Source organism: Thalassococcus halodurans, assembly GCF_900108225.1.
GTDB lineage: Bacteria > Pseudomonadota > Alphaproteobacteria > Rhodobacterales > Rhodobacteraceae > Thalassococcus > Thalassococcus halodurans.
In genome coordinates, this window is the sequence record NZ_FNUZ01000006.1 from 86,324 (window position 1) to 104,949 (window position 18,626).

Consider the following 18,626-nt stretch of genomic DNA (forward strand, 5'->3'; position numbering starts at 1 on the left):
AAACCTACCAAATCCTGCAGTTCCAGAATACTGAAAACGCCGCTTCATAAAACAAAATCAATGCGTTGGGACTTGTTCAGGGTGAACTAGCTCAGTCTCTTGCTGCCGTCCTCGATGGCCAGATCCCCCGCGCAATCCTGTGCGCGGGTTCGAAAGATCGAATAAAGGTCGGCGCGTCCTGCACGCGAAACTTCGGTCAGCATGGTATCCCCCCTTGCGCGGGCTTCGGTTCAGAGACCCTGCGCCAGGCGCACGCCTTCATCAATGGCTCGCAGCGCATCCAGTTCGGCGGCCTCCTTTGCCCCGCCGATCATTGTAACCGGGACGCCGCGCGCGGCAAGCTCTTCTGCCAGGGCCCGTTCCGGCTCCTGACCGGTGCACAACACGATTGTATCGGCCGCGATGACCTTTGGCTTTCCATCCACAACGATGTGCAGCCCCGCGTCGTCGATATATTCATAGGTCACGCCGCCCATGGCCTCGACCCCGTGTTTGCGCAGCGCATTCCGCAGAATCCACCCTGTCGAGACGCCCAGACCTGCACCGGGTTTCGATGTCTTGCGCTGAAGCATGACGACTTTGCGGCGCGATGGTTCCGGGGCCAGAGGGTCGCCACTCAGGGCACCCGAGGAGACAAATTCGGGGTCCACAGCCCAGGTTTCGCAAAAGACGTCGGAGTTGGCAGTCTCGGCGGGTTCGGTCACCAAGAACTCGGCCACATCATGACCGATGCCCCCTGCCCCCATCACGACGACACGGTCGCCCGCCACACGGTCGCCGGACAGAATTTCGGCATAGGTCGCGACGCTGGGATGGTCGATACCCGGCAGGTCGGGAACCCGCGGCGTGACCCCGGTAGCGATGACCACATGGTCGAAGCCTTCAAGATCGCTCGCCTCTGCCCGTTGTCCCAGACGCTGCGTGACCCCGTGTTTCTGCATCTGACCGGCATAATACCGAAGGGTTTCGTCGAATTCGTCCTTGCCGGGTGCGGCGCGGGCCAGATTCAGCTGACCGCCCAGCTTGTCCTGCGCCTCGAACAGCGTGACAGCATGGCCCAGCCGCGCCGCCTCGGCGGCTGTGGCCATGCCCGCGGCACCACCGCCGACGACGGCCACTTTCTTTGGCGCGTCGGTTGGCGTATCCTGGAATTCGGTTTCACGCCCGGCCCTTGGATTGACCAGACATCCGACCGGCCGGTCCGAAAAGATGAAATCCAGACAGGCCTGGTTGCAGGCGATGCAGGTGTTGATCTCGTCCGCGCGGCCCTCTCGCGCCTTTTTCACGAAATGCGGATCGGCCAGAAACGGGCGCGCCATCGAGATCATGTCCGCATCGCCAGAGGCAAGTATGTCTTCGGCAAGCTGGGGTGTGTTGATCCGGTTCGAGGCGACCACCGGGATCGACACGGCCGCTTTCACGTTGGCTGCCGCCTTGCGCCAGGCACCGCGCGGCACCGGATAGGCGATCGTCGGCACACGGGCCTCGTGCCAGCCGATGCCGGTGTTCAGAATATCCGCACCTGCGGCCTCGATCTTGCGGGCCAGTGCGGCAATTTCATCGGCGGGCGCGCCGCCCTCGACCAGATCGGCCGCCGAAATCCGGTAGATGACCAGAAACTCGGGGCCGCAACGTTCGCGCACCGCGCGCACGATCTCGACCGGGAATCGGTGGCGGTTCGCGGCGCTGCCGCCCCAGTCGTCTTGGCGCTTGTTGGTATGGGTGACGGTGAATTCGTTGATCAGGTATCCCTCGGACCCCATGATCTCGACGCCATCAAAGCCTGCGGCCTGCGCATTGGCGGCCGCCACGGCAAAATCCTCGATGGTACGGAGAATGTCGGCGTCGGTCATTTCACGCGGGATGAAACGGTTGATCGGGGCGCGGATCGGTGACGGGGCCACACACCCTTCGATCTTGGCATAGCGCCCGGCGTGGAGGAGTTGCGCGCAGATCAGGCTGCCTTCGGCCTGCACCGCCTCGCAGATCGGGCGCAGGCTAAGCGCTTCTTCCGGATCATCGATTCGCGGACCTTCTGGATCGAATATGCCCTCGGCATTGGGCGAAAACCCGCCGGTGATCAGAATCGCCGCCTCCCCCCGCGCACGCTCGGCGTAAAACGCGATCTGTTTGGCTATGCCGTCAGGCTCGGTTTCCAACCGCGTGTGCATCGACCCCATGATGACACGATTTCGCAATGTATGCTGGCCTGCGCGGATGGGCGAGAGCATGGTTTCAAAGCTTCCATCTGGTCTATTTTTCACTTTGGTTCTCCTCCTCAAAACTGCACTTGATCTACATTCTAACATTTGTTAGATTTTTGGAAAGAAGATTTTCGCTCATGGGGAGGAGCACCGATGCAATTCCAGCCTACAGACGATCAGAAGGCGTTTCGCGAGACCGCAAAGCGCTTCGCAACTGAAAGGCTTGCGCCCACATATCAAGAACGCGCCAGCGGCCATACATTCGACCGTGCTCTGATCAAGGAGATGGGCGCACTGGGGCTGATCGGGGCCGATCTGCCCGAGGAATTCGGGGGACTCGGCGAAAGCTCTGTCACGTCAGGGCTGATCGTCGAAGAGATCGCCTATGCCGATTTCAACGCAAGTTACGTGCAGCTTCTGGGCTCTCTCATGGGCGGAATGGTTGCCAAACATGCCTCCAAGGACATCGCGTCGGAATGGGTGCCCAAGGTTGTTTCGGGTGATGCGGTCATTGGCCTGGGCCTGACAGAGCCGCGCGGCGGTTCGGATGCGGCGAACCTGATTCTGAGAGCTGAGAAATCCGGCAACGGCTGGCGGCTGAACGGTGAAAAGACATCCATGAGTTTTGCCAGTCAGGCGGATGCGGCGGTCGTCTTTGCCCGTACCGGCGATCCTAACGGCGGCTCACGCGGGGTCAGCGCCTTTTTCGTCGATCTGAACCAGGAAGGCATCAAGCGCACCCATTTTGACGACATCGGCACCAAGCCTGTCGGGCGCGGGTCGGTGTTCTTTGACGATGTTTTCGTTCCGGCCGAAAATATGATGGCGGAACAGGACCGTGCCTTTGGCACGATCATGGCGGGCTTCGACTATTCCCGCGCACTGATCGGGCTGGAGTGCCTGGGGGCCGCGCAAGCGTCGGTGGATGAAACCTGGGCCTACGTTCAGGAGCGCGAGGCATTCGGAGCCCCGATCGTGCAGTATCAGGGTGTCAGCTTTCCCCTGGCCGAGGCCGAGACCCAACTGACCATGATGCGCCAGCTTTGCTATTACACGCTGGACCTGCGCGACCGTGGCCTGCCGCACACCTCTCAGGCCGCCATGTGCAAGTGGTACCTGCCCAAAACCGCCTGCGAGATCCTTCACCAGTGCCTGATCCTGCACGGACATTACGGCTACACCACCGACCTGCCCCACCACCAGCGCTACAACGATGTGCTCGGCCTGCAGATCGGTGACGGCACCGCGCAGATCCAGAAGCTGGTGATCGCCCGCGAAAAGGTCGGTCGCATGGCGCTGCAGTATGACAAGAAGGCGAAGGGAGCCGCGAAATGAGCGACCCCATCCTCGTCACTTCCGAGGGCAACACCGGCATCATCGAACTGGCCCGCCCCGAGAAATTCAATTGCCTGTCACTTGAGGTGCATGAGCGTATTTCTGTCGCGCGTGCGGAATTCGAGGCGAACCCGGATATCCGGGCGATCCTCATCCGGGCGCAGGGCAAGCACTTTTGCACCGGCGCCGATCTGGTGGAAGTGAAGGGTAAATTGAACGATCCCGCCGCGCTGGACCATTTCATCGCCTTTGGCATGAACAACCTGCGTGCGCTCGAAACCTCCTCCCTCCCTGTCGTGGTGGCAGTGCAGGGGTTGTGTCTGGCCGGCGGGATCGAACTGATGCTGGCATGCGATGTATGTTTCGCGGCCGAAAGCGCCCAGTTTGGCGATCAGCACGCGCAATTCGGGCTGATTCCCGGTTGGGGTGGCTCGCAGCGGCTAACACGGTTGATGGGGCAGCGCCGGGCGCTCGACCTGATGTTCTCGGCCCGCTGGCTCAAGTCGGACGAGGCCAAAGAGGCCGGCCTGGTCAACTACGTCGTGCCGGATGCGGATCTGCACAAGATCTCGCTGGAATACTGCCAGAAGATCGCCACCCGTTCACGTCCCGGCATCGCCGAGATGAAGCGGTTGGCGCGTGAAGGCGCGGACCTTGGTATCGACCAACAGATGCGGCTTGAGCGCGATGCCGCCGTGCGTGCACTGCCCAGCGATGACGTGGCCGAGGGCCTCGACGCATTCGAGAACCGGCGCGCCCCCAGATTCAAGGCCTGAGGACAGAACATGGATTTCACTTTGAACGACGAACAACGCCAGATTTACGAGTATGGCGGCCAGCTGGCGCAGAAGTTCGACAACGATTACTGGCTGAGACACGCGCGCAAGCACGAGTTTCCGCACGAAATGTTCCACCAGATCGCCGATGACGGCTTCCTCGGCATCATGGTGCCCGAGGAATATGGCGGCGCGGGCCTTGGCATGACCGAAATGGCCCTGTTCATGGAAGGCACCGCCAATCACGGCATTCCGCTTTTGATGATGGTGGTCGGGCCGACCATGTCGCTGGCCCATATCGCCAGCCACGGGAGCGAATTCCACAAGAAAGAGCTACTGCCGGCCGCCTGCCGCGGTGATATCCAGTTCTGTTTCGCGATCACCGAACCGGGGGCCGGGTCGAACACGATGAAGGCCACTACGCTTGCCAAGCGTCGAGGCAACCGGTTCAGCCTGTCGGGCGAAAAGACCTTCATCACCGGGGCCGAAGTGGCCGACTACTGCCTCGTGGTGGCGCGGACCAAACCGCATACCGAGGTCAGCCGCAAGACCGACGGCTTTACCCTGTTCGCCGTCGATCTGAAGAAAAAAGGCGTCGACAAGCAGCGGGTGAAGATCTCGATCCCCCTGCCCGAGGAGCAGTGGACACTGTTCTTCGACGAGGTGGATCTCGGCCCCGAGGATGTGGTCGGCGAAGTTGACGAAGGATTCTCGATTCTGTTCGACAGCCTCAACCCCGAACGCATCATCCTGGCCGCACTGTGCTGCGGCATCGGCCGGTTCGCCCTGAACAAGGGCGTGGCCTATGCCTCCGAACGCAATGTGTTCGGCCAACCCATCGGTGCGCACCAGGGCGTGCAGCACCCGATGGCCAAGGCGCATGCGGCAGTCGAAATGGCCAGTCTGATGACCCGGCGCGCGGCATGGGAGTTTGACAACAAGCTGCCCGCCGGTGCGTCGTCGAACATGGCCAAATATGCCGCCGCCGAGGCCGGGATCGAAGCGGTCGACGCGGCGCTTCAGGCGCATGGCGGATCGGGCTTTACCGAAGATACGGGGCTTTACGAAATGTACCCGCTGGTCCGCCTTTTGCGCACAGCACCGGTGAATCGCGAACTGTGCCTGAGCTTTATCGGCGAAAAGGTCATGGGTCTGCCGCGGTCTTATTGATCGCTCTGCCCGACATGGAGAACGACATGCAATTTGGAATGCGCTTCCGGCGGGAGGATGCCGCCGACAAGGTAAATGATCGCTTCTGGCACCTGATCGAGGGCACACCGCTCGACGAGGTGCGCCGTATTCAGGAAGAGCGGCTGCGCGATCAGATGGCGTATCTCAAGGCGAACTCGACCTTCTATCAGGAAAAGTTCGCCGAGGCCGGTGTGGAATTCGACGATATCCGCACTATCGAAGACCTGCAAAAACTTCCCTATACCTACAAGACCGAGATCCGCGAAAGCCTCGCCGCCGAGCCGCCCTTTGGCAAGCACCGTACCGCGCCCATGTCGGACATCATCCAGATGCAGGCCTCGTCGGGCACGACCGGCAGCCCCTCATATGTGGCCCTGACAGAATCCGACGCCGAAATGTGGCACGAGATGACAGCGCGCTGTTTCTTTGCCAATGGTGTGCGTCCCGGCGATATGGTGCTGCACGCATTTTCGCTCGCCAAGGGCTTTGTCGGCGGCATCCCCGTGATGCAGGGATTGCAGTACATGGGCACGATCGATGTGCCGGTGGGCGCCGATGGCGGTGCGGAACGGCTGCTGCGCGCCTGCGCCGACACCCGCCCGCGTTGCGTGGTCGGCGCCCCGAACTTTGTGCTGCACCTGGCCGAAAAGGCTCCCGAGGTGCTTGGCTGCAAGGCCAGCGAACTGGGTATCGAGCGCGTGATCGTCGGCGGCGAACCCGGCGGCGGCATTCCCGCAATTCGGGCAAAGATCGAAAAGGCCTGGGGTGCGAAATGCACCGAGATGCTGGGCGGCACCGATCTGGGCGTGACATACTGGGCCGAGTGCGACGCCCAGTCGGGTATGCACATGGTCAACATGGATTATGTCCTGACCGAGCTGCTCGACCCGGAGAGCGGCAGGATCATTCCCTGGAAAAAAGGCGCAGAAGGCGAGATGGTCTATACCGCGCTCGGCCGCCAGGCGAGCCCGCTCGTGCGGTTCCGGTCAGGCGATTATATCGAAGTGATCGATACCGAATGCTCCTGCGGCCGCACCGGACCGAAGATCCGCTGCACCGGCCGCACCGACGACATGCTGATCGTGCGCGGGGCCAATGTCTTCCCGTCGGCGATCAACAGCATCATTACCGAAATGGTGCCGGACACCAACGGCGTCATGCGAATCGTGGCCGATTTCGAGGGCCACACCACGCAGGGCGCGCTGACGGTGATTGTCGAACGCGGCCCCGATCGCGATCCGGCCGATGACGTCACCCTCAAAAAGAAAATCGAGCAGCGGCTGCGCGACTCCTTGGTCTTCAAGGCCGACGTTCACCTGGTTGCGGCCGACACTTTTGAAAAACCCGGCGCCGCGAAGGTCGCCTTCGTTCTCAGGAAATATCCAGACCTGCCATGACTAGAATGAAATCCCTTCTCGACACTGCGTCGGACGACTTCCGCGCCAACGACGCGTCTTACCGCGAAAAGGTCGATGAACTGCATGCCCTCCGGCTCTCACAGCGCGTCGGCGGCCCCGAAATGGCGCGCGAACGTCATGTGGAAAAAGGCAAGATCCTGCCCCGCGAACGGATCGAACGGCTGATCGATCCGGGCACCCCCTTTCTGGAACTCGGCGAGCTGGCCGGACTGAACATGCACAAGGGTGTTCCGCCCGGCGCCGGCATCATCACCGGTATCGGAGTGATCGAAGGCCGCCAGTGCATGATCATCGCCAACGATGCTACAGTGAAAGGCGGCACCTATTTCGGGATCACCTGCCGCAAACATGTCCGGGCACAAAAGATCGCCTGGAAAAACCGCCTGCCTGTTATCACGCTCGTGGATTCCGGCGGGGCCTTCCTGCCCGACCAAGCCAACCTTTTCCCCGACGAAGGCCAGTTCGGGTCCATCTTTCACCAACAGATCGGCATGTCGGGTGACGGTGTGCCGCAAATCGCCGTGGTCATGGGGCCCTGCACCGCGGGTGGTGCCTATATCCCCGCGCTCTGCGACGAGGTGGTCATCGTGCGCGGCCAGGGCTTCATGTACCTGGGCGGACCAGAGCTGACCTTTGCCGCGACCGGCGAAAAAGTGGATGCCGAAACATTGGGCGGCGGCAAGATGCATTGTTCTGTCTCCGGCGTGACCGACCATCTGGCCGAGGACGATGCCCATGCTTTGGCCATCACCCGCGATATCGTCCGACACCTGGGCGAAAAGCCCCTGCCCCGCAAGACGCCGGAAACGCCGCGTGAACCTGCCTATCCGGTCGAGGAAATATATGGTCTCGTCAGCCGCGACCCCAAGGTGCCGACCGACAACCGCGAGATCGTCGCCCGGCTGGTGGATGACAGCGATTTTCACGAATTCAAGCCGCTTTATGGCGACACGATCATGACCGGCTGGGGGCGCATCCACGGCCATGAGGTCGGGATCATCGCCAATACAGGCGTGCTTTTCGTCGAAGCCGCGCTGAAGGCGACGCATTTCATCAATCTCTGCGTCCAGCGTGATATTCCGCTGCTGTTCCTGGCCGATGTGAACGGCTTCATGGTGGGCCGCGAGGTCGAGCAGATGGGCATTGCCAAGGCCGGCGCCAAGATGATCACGGCCATGTCTTCGGCCCGGGTGCCGAAATTCACAATCATCACCGGTGGCTCTTACGGGGCCGGATACCTGGCGATGCTGGGCCGCCCGTTCCAGCCGGACGCAATGTTTGCCTGGCCGACGGGACGGTCGGCGATCATGGGGCCGGAACAGGCCGCAAGCGTGCTGGCCCAGGTCCGCGCCCAGATCAACGAGCGCGAAGGCAAAAGCTGGACCCCCGAGGAGGAGGAAGCCTTCAAGGCGCCGATCCGCAAGGAATACGAGGATTTTCAGGGGGCCTATAATTTCGCGTCCAACCTTTGGATCGACAGCGTGATCGAACCCTGTGAGACCCGTGACGTCATGGCGCTGATGCTGGATGTGACATCGCGCAGACCCAAGGTCGATACCAACTTCGGCGTGTTCAGGATGTGAGGAGCGAACCGTGAAAATCAAAACGCTTCTGATCGCCAACCGCGGTGAAATTGCCTGCCGGATCGCGCGCACCGCGCGGGCCAGCGGGATCACCCCTGTCGGCGTGCATTCGCAGGCCGACGCCAATGCCCTGCATGTCCGCGAAATCGGCAGGTCGGTCTGTATCGGCGCCGGACCTGCATCCGAGAGCTATCTGAAAATCGACGCGGTGATTGCCGCTGCGCAATCAGTGGGCGCGGATGCGATCCATCCCGGTTATGGCTTTCTGGCCGAAAACCCCGATTTTGCTCGTTCGGTCGAAGCCGCTGGCATGATCTTCATGGGGCCGACGCCGGAAACGCTTGAACGTTTCGGCGACAAGGCCAGCGCCAAAGAGGCCGCCGTGGCGGCCAGCGTCCCGGTGATTTCGGGCGCCGAAGGTGCGCGGTCCGATCCCGAGCAGATTGTAGAGGAGGTGCGCCAAATGGGCCTGCCGGTGCTGCTCAAGGCTGTCGGCGGCGGTGGTGGGCGAGGGCAACGGCTCGTCACTGACGAAACCACGCTGGTCGAGGACATCGAAGGCGCGCTGCGCGAAGCAAAATCCACCTTCGGCTCCGAAGGGCTGCTGTTGGAGCGTTTCCTGCCCGAGGCGCGCCATGTTGAAGTGCAGATCGCAGGTGACGGCAAGGGCCATGTGGTGCATCTGTTCGAACGCGATTGCACGCTTCAGCGCCGCCACCAGAAGGTCATCGAGGAAGCCCCGGCCTGGGGTCTGCCCCGGACGCTTATGGACGACATCGCGCGCGACGCGGTGCGCCTTGGTGAAACGCTGGACTATCGCGGGCTGGGCACGGTCGAGTTTCTGGTCGCGGGGGACGAGTATTTCTTCCTTGAGGTAAACCCGCGCATTCAGGTGGAACATCCCGTCACCGAAGCGATCACCGGGCTGGACCTTGTCGCGCTTCACCTGCGGATTGCCGAAGGCGCGGGCCTTGGATTGGTGCAGGACGATCTGACGATCAACGGCCACGCGGTCGAGGCGCGGCTTTACGCCGAAGATCCGGCGATGCAATTCGCCCCGTCGACCGGCACCTTGACCACGCTCAGCCTGCCGTCGGGCCTGCGCATCGACAGCGGCGTCGAGGAAGGCGATGCGGTCACGCCTTATTACGACCCGATGATCGCCAAGCTGATCGTGCACGCGCCCGACCGGGAAACCGCATTGGCACGTCTGGCCACGGCGCTTGATCATGTCGCGGTCGAAGGCGTCGAGACCAATCGCGCCTTTCTGAGGGCACTGGCGCGAAACCTTGAATTCGAACGGATGCAGGTTCATACACGGTGGATCGACGGCCGGTTGGCCGAGCTGACACAGGCGTCCCCCCTCGTTCGCCCTGATCTGTGGAAAGCGGTTGCCGCCATTCTGTTCGTGGCCGCCTCGCGCGGCGATACGGATGCCAATCCCTGGACCAACCGTGATGCCTTTACCGGCTGGCGGCTCGGCCTGGGCGGCGATGCGATGGAAGCAGGGCAAAGCGTGACGCTCACCGATTCTGACGAGGTATCCGAAGAACTGCGCATCGGCCCTGTCAAACCGGGTGCCAGATACACCGTCTATTCGGAAAACGGCGAGGCGCTGACACTGTCGGCACGTGAACTGACCCCGGGCTGTTGGCGTGTCGGCGAAGGCGACACCGTCCATCTGATCGAGGCACGTCTGCACGCGGGCGTGATCGAACTGGACACGCCCGAAGGCCGCCTGGTCTTCCGCCCCGCCGCGCCCCTTGCCTTTGCCGGCGGCGATGCCGCGGGGGATCGCGCCGTGACCTCTCCGCTGACCGGCATGATTGTCGAAATCAAGGTCTCCGGTGGTCAGAGCGTAGCCGAAGGCGACGTGGTCGCGGTCATGGAATCCATGAAACTCGAAATCTCGATCCGGGCGGCCGCGGCCGGGATCGCCAGCAATATATCCGTCTCGAATGGGGACATGGTCGATCGCGGCCAGGTCATCGCCGAGATCCTGCCATCCGAGGAGTGATGAAATGAGCGACTTTCCCAAATTCGTCGAATTTCGTGAAGAAGGCCCGCGCGAGGGATTCCAGATCGAAAAAAAGATCTATCCGGTCGAAGAGCGGATCGAACTGATCGACATGCTCAGCGAAACCGGTCTGAAACGCATTCAGGTCGGCAGCTTTGTCAGCCCGAAATACGTTCCTCAGATGGCGGACACCGGCGAGTTGTTCCAGCGTATCAAGCGCAAACCGGGCGTGAACTACACATCGCTGTGGCTGAACGACAAAGGGTTTCGCAAGGCCCTGACCGCGCATGAGGTCGATATCGACCCGCGTCTGCTGTTCTATCCTTCCGAAGCATTCGCCCAATCGAACAACAATTGTTCCTCGGCCGAGATGCGGGAAAAACAACGTGACTGGGTCCGTCTTTACAAGGAAGAGGGATATACCGTCGACGCGGCCTATGTGATGACCGCCTTCGGCTGCAACCTCGAGGGCCCCATCCCCCAAGAACGCATCTTGGACGATTTCCGCTTTATCCTCCAACTGTGCGAGGAAGAGGACATCCCCGTGCCGATCCTTGTGATCGCCGACACCATGGGTTGGGGAAACCCCGAGGCGGTCAAACGGATGATCGGCGCCCTGCGCGAATTGGCGCCCGAGGCGCGCATCGGTATGCACATCCATGACACACGTGGGCTGGGGATCGCCAACGTTTATGCGGCCCTGTCGATGGGCGTGGACATGTTCGAAAGCTCCGTCGCCGGTCTTGGCGGCTGTCCTTTCGCGGGCCACGGCCACGCGCGCGCCGCAGGAAATGTCTGCACCGAGGATGCAGTGTTCCTGTGTCACGAGCTCGGCATCGAAACCGGCATTGATCTGGACAAGCTGATCGCAGCGGCGGTCAAAGCAGAAGAGATCATCGGTGTGCCGCTCATGGGCCGGGTCATGCACACCGGCGGGTTGGACAAATACCGCAAGTCACGCTGAGGGAGCAAGAAGATGACAAAAGCACTTGACGGAAAGGTCGTTCTGGTCACCGGGGCCGGCGGTGGGATCGGGCGTGATATCGCCTTGATGGCAGCCGCAGAAGGCGCCGCCGTGGTGGTCAATGATCTGGGTGCCTCGCTGAAAGGCACGGGCCAGACCGAAACCGCTGCGCAGAAAGTTGTTGCCGAGATCAGGGCGGCGGGCGGCGATGCGATCGCCGATGGCGGCAACGTCACCGATCCGGACGCCGCGCGCGCGATGATCGAGGCGGGTGTCAAGGAATTCGGCCGCATCGACGCGGTGGTGAACAACGCCGGCATCCTGCGCGACGGGTTCTTCCACAAAATGACCTACGAGGATTTCGACGCGGTGGTGAAGGTTCATCTTTATGGCGCCTTCAACACCAGCCGCGCGGCGGCCGATTATTTCCGCGAACAGGAGGGCGGCGCGCTGGTGCATATGACCTCGACCTCGGGGCTGATCGGCAATCTGGCGCAGGCGAATTACGCGGCGGCAAAGCTGGGCATCGCGGCCTTCTCGAAATCGGTCGCGCTTGACCTGAAACGCTGGAACGTGCGGTCGAACTGCATCGCGCCCTTCGCCTGGAGCCGGATGATTTCCTCGATCAAGACCGACACGCCCGAACAGGAGGCGCGGGTTGAAAAGCTCAAGCAGATGACGCCCGCCAAAGTGGCGCCGATGGCCTGTTTCCTGATGTCGGACAGGGCCGAAGGCGTCAGCGGACAGATCTTTGCCGTGCGCAACAACGAGATTTTCCTGTTCAACCAGCCCCGCCCGGTGCGCTCGGTTCATTCCGGCGATGGCTGGACCGCAGATGAAATCGCCGAGCGCGCCATTCCCGCGCTCAAATCGCAATTCACGCCGCTCGAGGTTTCGGCGGATGTCTTTTCATGGGATCCGGTCTGATGGGAAAACGCAAAGAAAAAATCAGCTCCAGCATTGCCTGGAGCACCCCTGACAAGATCAGCGTGCGTGGCCTCGACCTGCCCAACGAGATCCTGGGCCATATGAACCTTGGCGATCTGGCGTTCCTGCAACTAACGGGCCGCAAGGCCACGCCCGAGGAAAGCCGCGTCTTTAACGCCATCGTCATTACCCTGGTCGAACATGGTATCACGCCCTCGGCCCTGGCGGCGCGGATGACCTATATGGGGGCGCCGGAATCGCTTCAGGCGGCTGTGGCGGCTGGCTTGTGTGGGCTGGGCACCGTCTTTGTCGGTTCTATGGAAGGTGCCTCGAAAATGCTTTACGAGGCACTGCCACAGGACAAGTTGGGCACCGGTGTCGATCTGGATGCGCTGGCCGTCGAGACGGTAGAAAAATTTCGCGCCCGCAAGATGATCGTGCCGGGGCTGGGCCATCCGGTGCACAAACCGGTCGATCCGCGCACCCCGCGCCTGTTCCAGATCGCTGCCGAGAACGGCAAGTCCGGTGAATACATCGAGTTGATCCAGAAAATTCAGGCCGTTGCCGAAGAAAAATCGGGTAAGATGCTGCCGATCAACGCCACCGGCGCGATCGGGGCGATCTGCTGTGAATTCGGCTTTCCCTGGAAGATCGTGCGCGGCTTTGGCGTCATGGCGCGGTCCATCGGGCTGGTCGGTCATATCCTCGAAGAGAGCGAAAACCCGATTTCCTATGAGCTGTGGCAGCGTGCCGAGCAGGAAATTCTTGAAACGTCGGGTCCGGGGGCGGCATAAGCGATGCAGACCTCGGCCCCCGACAGCCATAACGACCTGCGCGACGCCATGCGCGCGCTTTGCGCGCAGTTCCCGCCCGACTATCACCGCCGCGAAACCTACCCCGAGGAATTCGTCGATGCGCTGACCCGCGAGGGCTGGCTCGCCGCGATGATCCCCGAGGAATACGGTGGCTCGGATCTGGGGTTGACGGAAGCCTCGATCATCATGGAAGAGGTGAACCGCTGCGGCGGAAACGCGGGCCATTGCCACGGGCAGATGTATAACATGGGCACGCTTCTCAGGCACGGTTCGGAGAAGCAAAAGCAGAAATACCTGCCCGGCATCGCCAGCGGCGCGTTGCGCCTGCAATCCATGGCCGTGACCGAACCGACAACCGGGACCGACACCACCAAACTGAAGACCACCGCGGTCAAGAAGGGTGACCGGTATGAGATCAATGGCCAGAAGGTCTGGATCAGCCGTATCCAGCATTCCGACCTGATGATCCTGCTGGCACGCACCACGCCGCTGAGCGAGGTCAAGAAAAAGTCGCAGGGCCTGTCGATCTTTATGGTCGATCTGAAAGAGGCCATCGGCAACGGGATGGAGGTCCGCCCCATCGCCAATATGCCCGGCCACGAAACCAATGAAGTGTTTTTCGACAACCTGGAAATCCCCGCCGAGAACCTGATCGGCACCGAGGGGCGCGGATTTTACCATATTCTTGACGGGCTGAACGCCGAACGGACCCTGATTGCGGCGGAATGTATCGGTGATGGATACTGGTTCGTCGACAAGGCCCGCGCCTATGCCGGTGACCGCGTGGTCTTTGACCGTCCCATCGGCCAGAACCAAGGCGTGCAATTCCCTATCGCCAGGTCCTATGTGAACATCGAGGCCGCCAATCTGATGCGCTTTGAAGCCTGCAGGCGCTTCGATGCCGGGCTGGATTGCGGAGCGCAGGCGAATATGGCTAAGCTGCTGGCTTCGGAGGCCAGCTGGGAAGCGGCCAATGCCTGCATCCAGACCCATGGCGGCTTCGGTTTCGCACGGGAATACGATGTCGAGCGCAAGTTCCGCGAGGCGCGCCTCTATCAGGTCGCCCCGATCTCGACCAACCTGATCCTGTCATATGTCGGAGAACATATCCTCGGCATGCCAAGATCGTTCTGAAGGCCAGGGTTATGGGTGAGATCGACCTTGACGCGCTGGCGCCCTGGCTGGGACGCACCGAGACTAAGGAAGATGTTCTGACGGAGGGGCTGATCGACAAATTCCGCGCCACGCTCGGTCCGCATCTTTGGGACGGATCAGGCGATGTCCCGCTGGGAATTCATTGGTGCCTTGTCCTTGATACCGTGCCAGCTGCCGCCCTGTCAGAAGACGGCCATGCCGCGAGGGGTGGATTTCTGCCCCCTGTTCCGCTGCCCGCCCGCATGTGGGCTGGCGGCGATGTTACGCATATCGCGCCGCTGAAAATCGGCGAAACCATCACCCGCCGCTCGGTGATCGGGGACATAGTGGCCAAGCAGGGCCGCAGTGGCCCATTGGTCTTTGTGACCGTCGAACATGAGTATTCGAGTGGCAACCGGCTTTGTATCCGGGAGCAGCAAACGATCGTTTATCGTGAGATTTCCGCCCCCCGCACGGGCGAGAGCGCACCTGACGCGGGTGACCCCACCACGCTCAGATCGACCCTGACACCGGATCCTGTTCTACTGTTTCGCTATTCGGCGCTGACGTTCAATGCCCATCGCATTCACTATGACCACATCTACGCCACCGAAACCGAAGCCTATTCCGGACTTGTTGTGCATGGCCCATTGCAGGCCACGCTGCTTCTGAATCTGGCGGCGGATGCGTTAAAAACATCGCCCCACCGGTTTTCGTTCCGCGGACTCGCGCCGCTCACCCTGCCCTGCGAATTGCAACTGCACAATGAAGGGACCGGCGCCTCCGGGACAGTCTGGTGTCAGGATCAAAACGGTCTTCGAAGCTTTTCCGCAGAGTACGCGGCGATCTGATCAGTTTCCTTTGGTAGCGGATTCAGTTGTTGACCAATTTTTCTAACATCTGTTAGGCTTTGCGGAGAGGCTTGGTAAATAGACCAGGCAAACCTCTGAATTAAAGCATTTCTGATTGAACCTGAATCGCGAGGGATTCCCTTAAGGCATCAGGTTTGTTTCATCCTGTTTGGGAGGATGGATCATGTCAGCACCTTTACCTTCGGCACTAAGGACGCGGTTTCAGAGATATATTGACGAAGGGTTAAGCGGGCGTGCGGCGGCGTTGCGTCTGAAATTGTCACCTGCGACAGGTGCGCGATGGGCGCGCCAAGTGAGGACCAAGGGTCACGCGGAACCCGCACCGCAGGGACCGCCGCGCGGCAAAGGCAAGCTGGCACCGCATCAGACTTTCCTTGAGGAGTTGATTGCACAAGACCCCGACATCACCCTCTTCGAGCTACGCGACGCGCTGGCCGAGGCAGAGGGCGTGCAAGTGCATCACTCTTCCATCTCCAACCTGCTGTCCCGGCTCGGGTTCACATACAAAAAAAGTCTCCGGTTGCCACCGAGCGCCGTCGCGCCAAGGTAAGGCAACAGCGCGGCGATTGGTTCAAGCATCGCTTGCCCACCATCTCCCGGATGCCAGACCGCGTTGTCTTTATTGACGAAACTGCAGTGAAGACGAACCTGACCCGCCTGCGTGGCCGATCCAGACGAGGCGAGCGTCTGACCATGGACGCGCCCTTTGGAAGCTGGGGGACGCAGACACTGATCGCGGGCCTGACGCAGGATGCACTGATCGCGCCTTGGGTTATACAGGGTGCGATGGGCGGCCCGGCCTTTGCCGCCTACATACGCCAAGTGCTGGTCCCAGAGATCGCACCAGGAACCGTTGTTATCCTCGACAACCTCGCGACGCATCGCAACAAGGACGCCGCGCAGGCCCTGCGCGACCACGGCTGCTGGTTTCTGTACCTGCCGCCTTACTCGCCCGATTTGAACCCCATCGAACAGGCATATTCAAAGCTGAAAGCCCACTTGCGACGGATCGGGGCTAGAAGCTTCACCGAGGTCTTCGACGCTATCGGATCAATCTGCGATCTCTACGATCCAGAAGAGTGCTGGAATTACTTCAGGGCTGCCGGATATGTCTCAGGTTAATATCGAAACGCTTTAACAATTACCTTGGGCCAATCAGATCGGGCTGCTCAGGATCGGAGCGGTGAAAGAGGTGATGACCACGGCGGCCTACATCGACCGTCTCGACCGAGAATACCACGCCGCCAAAGATGCGCTCTGTTCCTGACGAAAGAGGGCGGCCGGTCACCCGGCCGCCCATCTGTTTCTGCGGTTGTCGCCGAAGATCGAGACGCGATCTCAGACGTCTTTTTGGTTGACGATCAGTTCTGCATTCTCGGGTAGTTCCGAAACGATGCTCACCGCGTCGGCGCGAATTCGCGCATGCAGTTTAAAGCTTTCGGCGGCGGCTGCTTCCGCAGCAGAAGCGTCGGCACCGTCTTCAAGCACAAGCGAGAGGCGGATCATGTCGCGATCGTTCTCGCGCACTACCACGGCCTGCGCGGCCTTTGCGCCCGGCGTGCCGATGACGACTTCTTCAACCACGCGCGGATAAACGAAAATCTCGCGCACTTTGACCGCTGCCCCGACACGGCCCTGCAATGCTGAAATCCGGCTGACGGTGCCATCCGCGTTGCTTTCCAGGGCAAAGGCGCTGTCGCCGGTGCCGAACCGGATCATCGGCCAGGTGGCATCGCGCGCGGTCACAACAACCTCGCCCGGTTCCCCGTGAGCGACCTGTTCGCCACTGACCGGATCGCAGATCTGCACCACGCGGCCGGGATGAACCACATAGCCTTCGCCGCCATCCTCATATGCAATAAGGCCCAGATCGGCGGTGGCATAGGCAGCCCAGGTCGACACGCCATAGTCTTCCTCGATCCGGCGGCGTTTGGCCATCCAGTCGCCCATCTCTCCGCCGAGGAAGGCTGTTTTCACCTTCCAGGCGTCGCGCCCATAGGTTTCGACCACCTTGTCCGCCAGCGTCAGGAAAAACGCGGTCGAAGCGCAGATCGAAGTCACGCCGGTTTCGACGATGATCTGTGCCTGAAGCTCCGTATTGCCGACGCCGCCGGGGATAACCGTGGCGCCTGCGGCCTGTGCCGCTTCGTCGAACAAAAGCCCCGCGGGCACCAGATGATACATCCATGTGTTCAGGATAATATCCCCCGGCCCCACGCCTGCCGCCTTGAACAGCAGTTCAAGGCCGTGGCCGCCACCGTCCGAAAGGGCCGGTTCGAAAATCGGGCCGGGGGACACGTAGATCCGCCCGACATCCTTCAGATCCGAGGCCAGGAACCCGCCAAAGGGCGGATTTTTGCGCTGGATCTTCAGAAGCTCTTCTTTTTTCATCACTGGAAGACGCGAGAGGTCCGCCACCGATGTGACAGCTGCCGGATCGAATCCGGCAGCCGTAAATCGCGATTTCAGGCCAGGAGCCTTGTTGGCCGCAGCGGCATAGGCTTGCGCTATATCTTTGTAGATATCATCAGACATTTCCATGCCTCCTCGTCCAATCGGGCGTTAAAGCGGGCAGTCCTTACGGAAGTTCGGCGCGCGCTTCTCGCGGTGCGACAACACACCTTCCTTGACGTCCTCGCTCATGAAGCCAAGCATCTCCAGCGCGGTCGACGCATCAAAGATCGGCCCGGCCTGACGCAGCCAGTTGTTCAGTGAATACTTGGTCCAGCGGATCGCGCTTTGCGAGCCGTTGGCCAGTTCGACGGCTGTATCCAGCGCGATCTGCTGCAGCTCATCATCCTCGACGCACATTGATACCAGACCGATACGCTCGGCCTCTTCGCCCGATACGGGCTTGCAGGTCATCAGATAGTACTTCGCCTTGGCCATCGAGGTCAGCAGCGGCCAGATGATCGCCGCGACGTCACCGGCGGCAACACCCAGACGCGGGTGACCATCAACGATCTTGGCCCGTTTTCCGGCTATCGAGATATCGGCCAGAATGGCAACCACAAGGCCCGCGCCGGCCGCAGGGCCATTGATCGCGGAAATGATCGGCTTGTTGCAGTTGATGATGTTATAGACGAGATCCTTGGCTTCTTTCCACGTCTTCATGATCTCGTGCGAGTTGCCAATCATGTTTTCGATCAGGCTGAAATCACCCCCGGCGGAAAACGCCTTGCCCGCACCGGTCACGATGACCGAATTGATGTCTGGGTCACGGTCGATATCGATCCACATGTCCGTCATCTGGGTGTGAGTTTCGGCATCGACCGAGTTAAACGTCTCGGGCCGGTCGAACGTGATGCGCAGCACGCGATCCGCCGGGTAGTCAAATTTCAGTTTGTCGTATTTTGCGTAACGCTCCGACATGGTTCTATTTCCTCCGTG

General features: G+C 61.0%; 15 protein-coding genes. 12 read left to right on the forward strand and 3 right to left on the reverse strand.

Features of this window, described 5'->3' with window-relative positions; genetic code table 11:
• Positions 1-230 precede the first annotated feature (230 nt).
• Positions 231-2,231, reverse strand: a complete 2,001-nt coding sequence (locus C4S59_RS16260) for an FAD-dependent oxidoreductase (RefSeq protein ID WP_050685900.1) — start codon at positions 2,229-2,231, stop codon at positions 231-233.
• A gap of 126 nt (positions 2,232-2,357) precedes the next feature.
• Here C4S59_RS16260 and C4S59_RS16265 point away from each other — a divergent pair, with 126 nt between their 5' ends.
• The 12 genes from C4S59_RS16265 to C4S59_RS16320 all read left to right on the forward strand — a co-directional run bounded on the left by C4S59_RS16265 (position 2,358) and on the right by C4S59_RS16320 (position 16,358).
• On the forward strand, positions 2,358-3,539 hold the full coding sequence (locus C4S59_RS16265; protein ID WP_050685898.1) for an acyl-CoA dehydrogenase family protein: 1,182 nt from the start codon (positions 2,358-2,360) through the stop codon (positions 3,537-3,539).
• Entirely contained in the window at positions 3,536-4,315 is a 780-nt protein-coding gene (locus tag C4S59_RS16270) for an enoyl-CoA hydratase/isomerase family protein (protein ID WP_050685888.1), read from the forward strand. Before C4S59_RS16265 ends, C4S59_RS16270 begins: the two co-directional genes overlap by 4 nt.
• Before the next feature lie 9 nt (positions 4,316-4,324).
• Positions 4,325-5,485, forward strand: a complete 1,161-nt coding sequence (locus C4S59_RS16275) for an acyl-CoA dehydrogenase family protein (RefSeq protein WP_050685886.1) — start codon at positions 4,325-4,327, stop codon at positions 5,483-5,485.
• A 26-nt stretch (positions 5,486-5,511) separates the two neighbouring features.
• A complete protein-coding gene (locus C4S59_RS16280; protein ID WP_050685945.1) occupies positions 5,512-6,903 on the forward strand; it encodes a phenylacetate--CoA ligase family protein in 1,392 nt (463 codons plus the stop codon).
• The gene (locus C4S59_RS16285) at positions 6,900-8,507 is read left to right on the forward strand and encodes an acyl-CoA carboxylase subunit beta (RefSeq protein WP_050685883.1); all 1,608 of its coding nucleotides are present in this window, start codon (positions 6,900-6,902) and stop codon (positions 8,505-8,507) included. The genes C4S59_RS16280 and C4S59_RS16285 overlap by 4 nt, the downstream gene beginning before the upstream one ends.
• 10 nt (positions 8,508-8,517) lie before the next feature.
• Positions 8,518-10,524 (forward strand): ATP-binding protein, encoded by a 2,007-nt coding sequence (locus C4S59_RS16290; protein WP_103911554.1) that lies wholly within the window; start codon positions 8,518-8,520, stop codon positions 10,522-10,524.
• 4 nt (positions 10,525-10,528) lie between these two features.
• The gene (locus C4S59_RS16295) at positions 10,529-11,488 is read left to right on the forward strand and encodes a hydroxymethylglutaryl-CoA lyase (protein ID WP_050685879.1); all 960 of its coding nucleotides are present in this window, start codon (positions 10,529-10,531) and stop codon (positions 11,486-11,488) included.
• Between the two features lie 12 nt (positions 11,489-11,500).
• Positions 11,501-12,415 carry an SDR family NAD(P)-dependent oxidoreductase gene (locus C4S59_RS16300; RefSeq protein ID WP_050685877.1) on the forward strand — a complete coding sequence of 305 codons (915 nt, stop codon included), beginning with the start codon at positions 11,501-11,503 and terminating at the stop codon, positions 12,413-12,415.
• The gene (locus C4S59_RS16305) at positions 12,415-13,209 is read left to right on the forward strand and encodes a citryl-CoA lyase (protein ID WP_050685943.1); all 795 of its coding nucleotides are present in this window, start codon (positions 12,415-12,417) and stop codon (positions 13,207-13,209) included. Before C4S59_RS16300 ends, C4S59_RS16305 begins: the two co-directional genes overlap by 1 nt.
• A gap of 3 nt (positions 13,210-13,212) precedes the next feature.
• Entirely contained in the window at positions 13,213-14,364 is a 1,152-nt protein-coding gene (locus C4S59_RS16310) for an acyl-CoA dehydrogenase family protein (RefSeq protein ID WP_050685875.1), read from the forward strand.
• 11 nt (positions 14,365-14,375) lie between these two features.
• Positions 14,376-15,215, forward strand: coding sequence for an FAS1-like dehydratase domain-containing protein (locus C4S59_RS16315; protein ID WP_050685873.1), 840 nt, complete (start codon positions 14,376-14,378; stop codon positions 15,213-15,215).
• 184 nt (positions 15,216-15,399) lie between these two features.
• A protein-coding gene (locus tag C4S59_RS16320; RefSeq protein ID WP_103911555.1) for an IS630 family transposase occupies positions 15,400-16,358 on the forward strand; the annotation gives its coding sequence in 2 pieces (ribosomal slippage) (positions 15,400-15,753 and positions 15,756-16,358; 957 coding nt in all).
• Between the two features lie 216 nt (positions 16,359-16,574).
• Here C4S59_RS16320 and C4S59_RS16330 read toward each other — a convergent pair.
• Positions 16,575-17,771, reverse strand: coding sequence for a phenylacetate--CoA ligase family protein (locus C4S59_RS16330; RefSeq protein WP_234994807.1), 1,197 nt, complete (start codon positions 17,769-17,771; stop codon positions 16,575-16,577).
• A 27-nt stretch (positions 17,772-17,798) separates the two neighbouring features.
• Entirely contained in the window at positions 17,799-18,608 is an 810-nt protein-coding gene (locus C4S59_RS16335) for an enoyl-CoA hydratase/isomerase family protein (protein WP_050685854.1), read from the reverse strand.
• Between the last annotated feature and the right edge of the window lie 18 nt (positions 18,609-18,626).

Bases quoted from the DNA above. Each gene is read 5' to 3' on its own strand.
- C4S59_RS16300 (WP_050685877.1), top strand. From the start codon at position 11,501: ATGACAAAAGCACTTGACGGAAAGGTCGTTCTGGTCACCGGGGCCGGC.
- C4S59_RS16335 (WP_050685854.1), bottom strand. From the start codon at position 18,608: ATGTCGGAGCGTTACGCAAAATACGACAAACTGAAATTTGACTACCCG.
- C4S59_RS16305 (WP_050685943.1), top strand. From the start codon at position 12,415: ATGGGAAAACGCAAAGAAAAAATCAGCTCCAGCATTGCCTGGAGCACC.
- C4S59_RS16265 (WP_050685898.1), top strand. From the start codon at position 2,358: ATGCAATTCCAGCCTACAGACGATCAGAAGGCGTTTCGCGAGACCGCA.
- C4S59_RS16295 (WP_050685879.1), top strand. From the start codon at position 10,529: ATGAGCGACTTTCCCAAATTCGTCGAATTTCGTGAAGAAGGCCCGCGC.
- C4S59_RS16285 (WP_050685883.1), top strand. From the start codon at position 6,900: ATGACTAGAATGAAATCCCTTCTCGACACTGCGTCGGACGACTTCCGC.
- C4S59_RS16280 (WP_050685945.1), top strand. From the start codon at position 5,512: ATGCAATTTGGAATGCGCTTCCGGCGGGAGGATGCCGCCGACAAGGTA.
- C4S59_RS16260 (WP_050685900.1), bottom strand. From the start codon at position 2,231: ATGCTCTCGCCCATCCGCGCAGGCCAGCATACATTGCGAAATCGTGTC.
- C4S59_RS16310 (WP_050685875.1), top strand. From the start codon at position 13,213: ATGCAGACCTCGGCCCCCGACAGCCATAACGACCTGCGCGACGCCATG.
- C4S59_RS16330 (WP_234994807.1), bottom strand. From the start codon at position 17,771: ATGTCTGATGATATCTACAAAGATATAGCGCAAGCCTATGCCGCTGCG.
- C4S59_RS16315 (WP_050685873.1), top strand. From the start codon at position 14,376: ATGGGTGAGATCGACCTTGACGCGCTGGCGCCCTGGCTGGGACGCACC.
- C4S59_RS16270 (WP_050685888.1), top strand. From the start codon at position 3,536: ATGAGCGACCCCATCCTCGTCACTTCCGAGGGCAACACCGGCATCATC.
- C4S59_RS16275 (WP_050685886.1), top strand. From the start codon at position 4,325: ATGGATTTCACTTTGAACGACGAACAACGCCAGATTTACGAGTATGGC.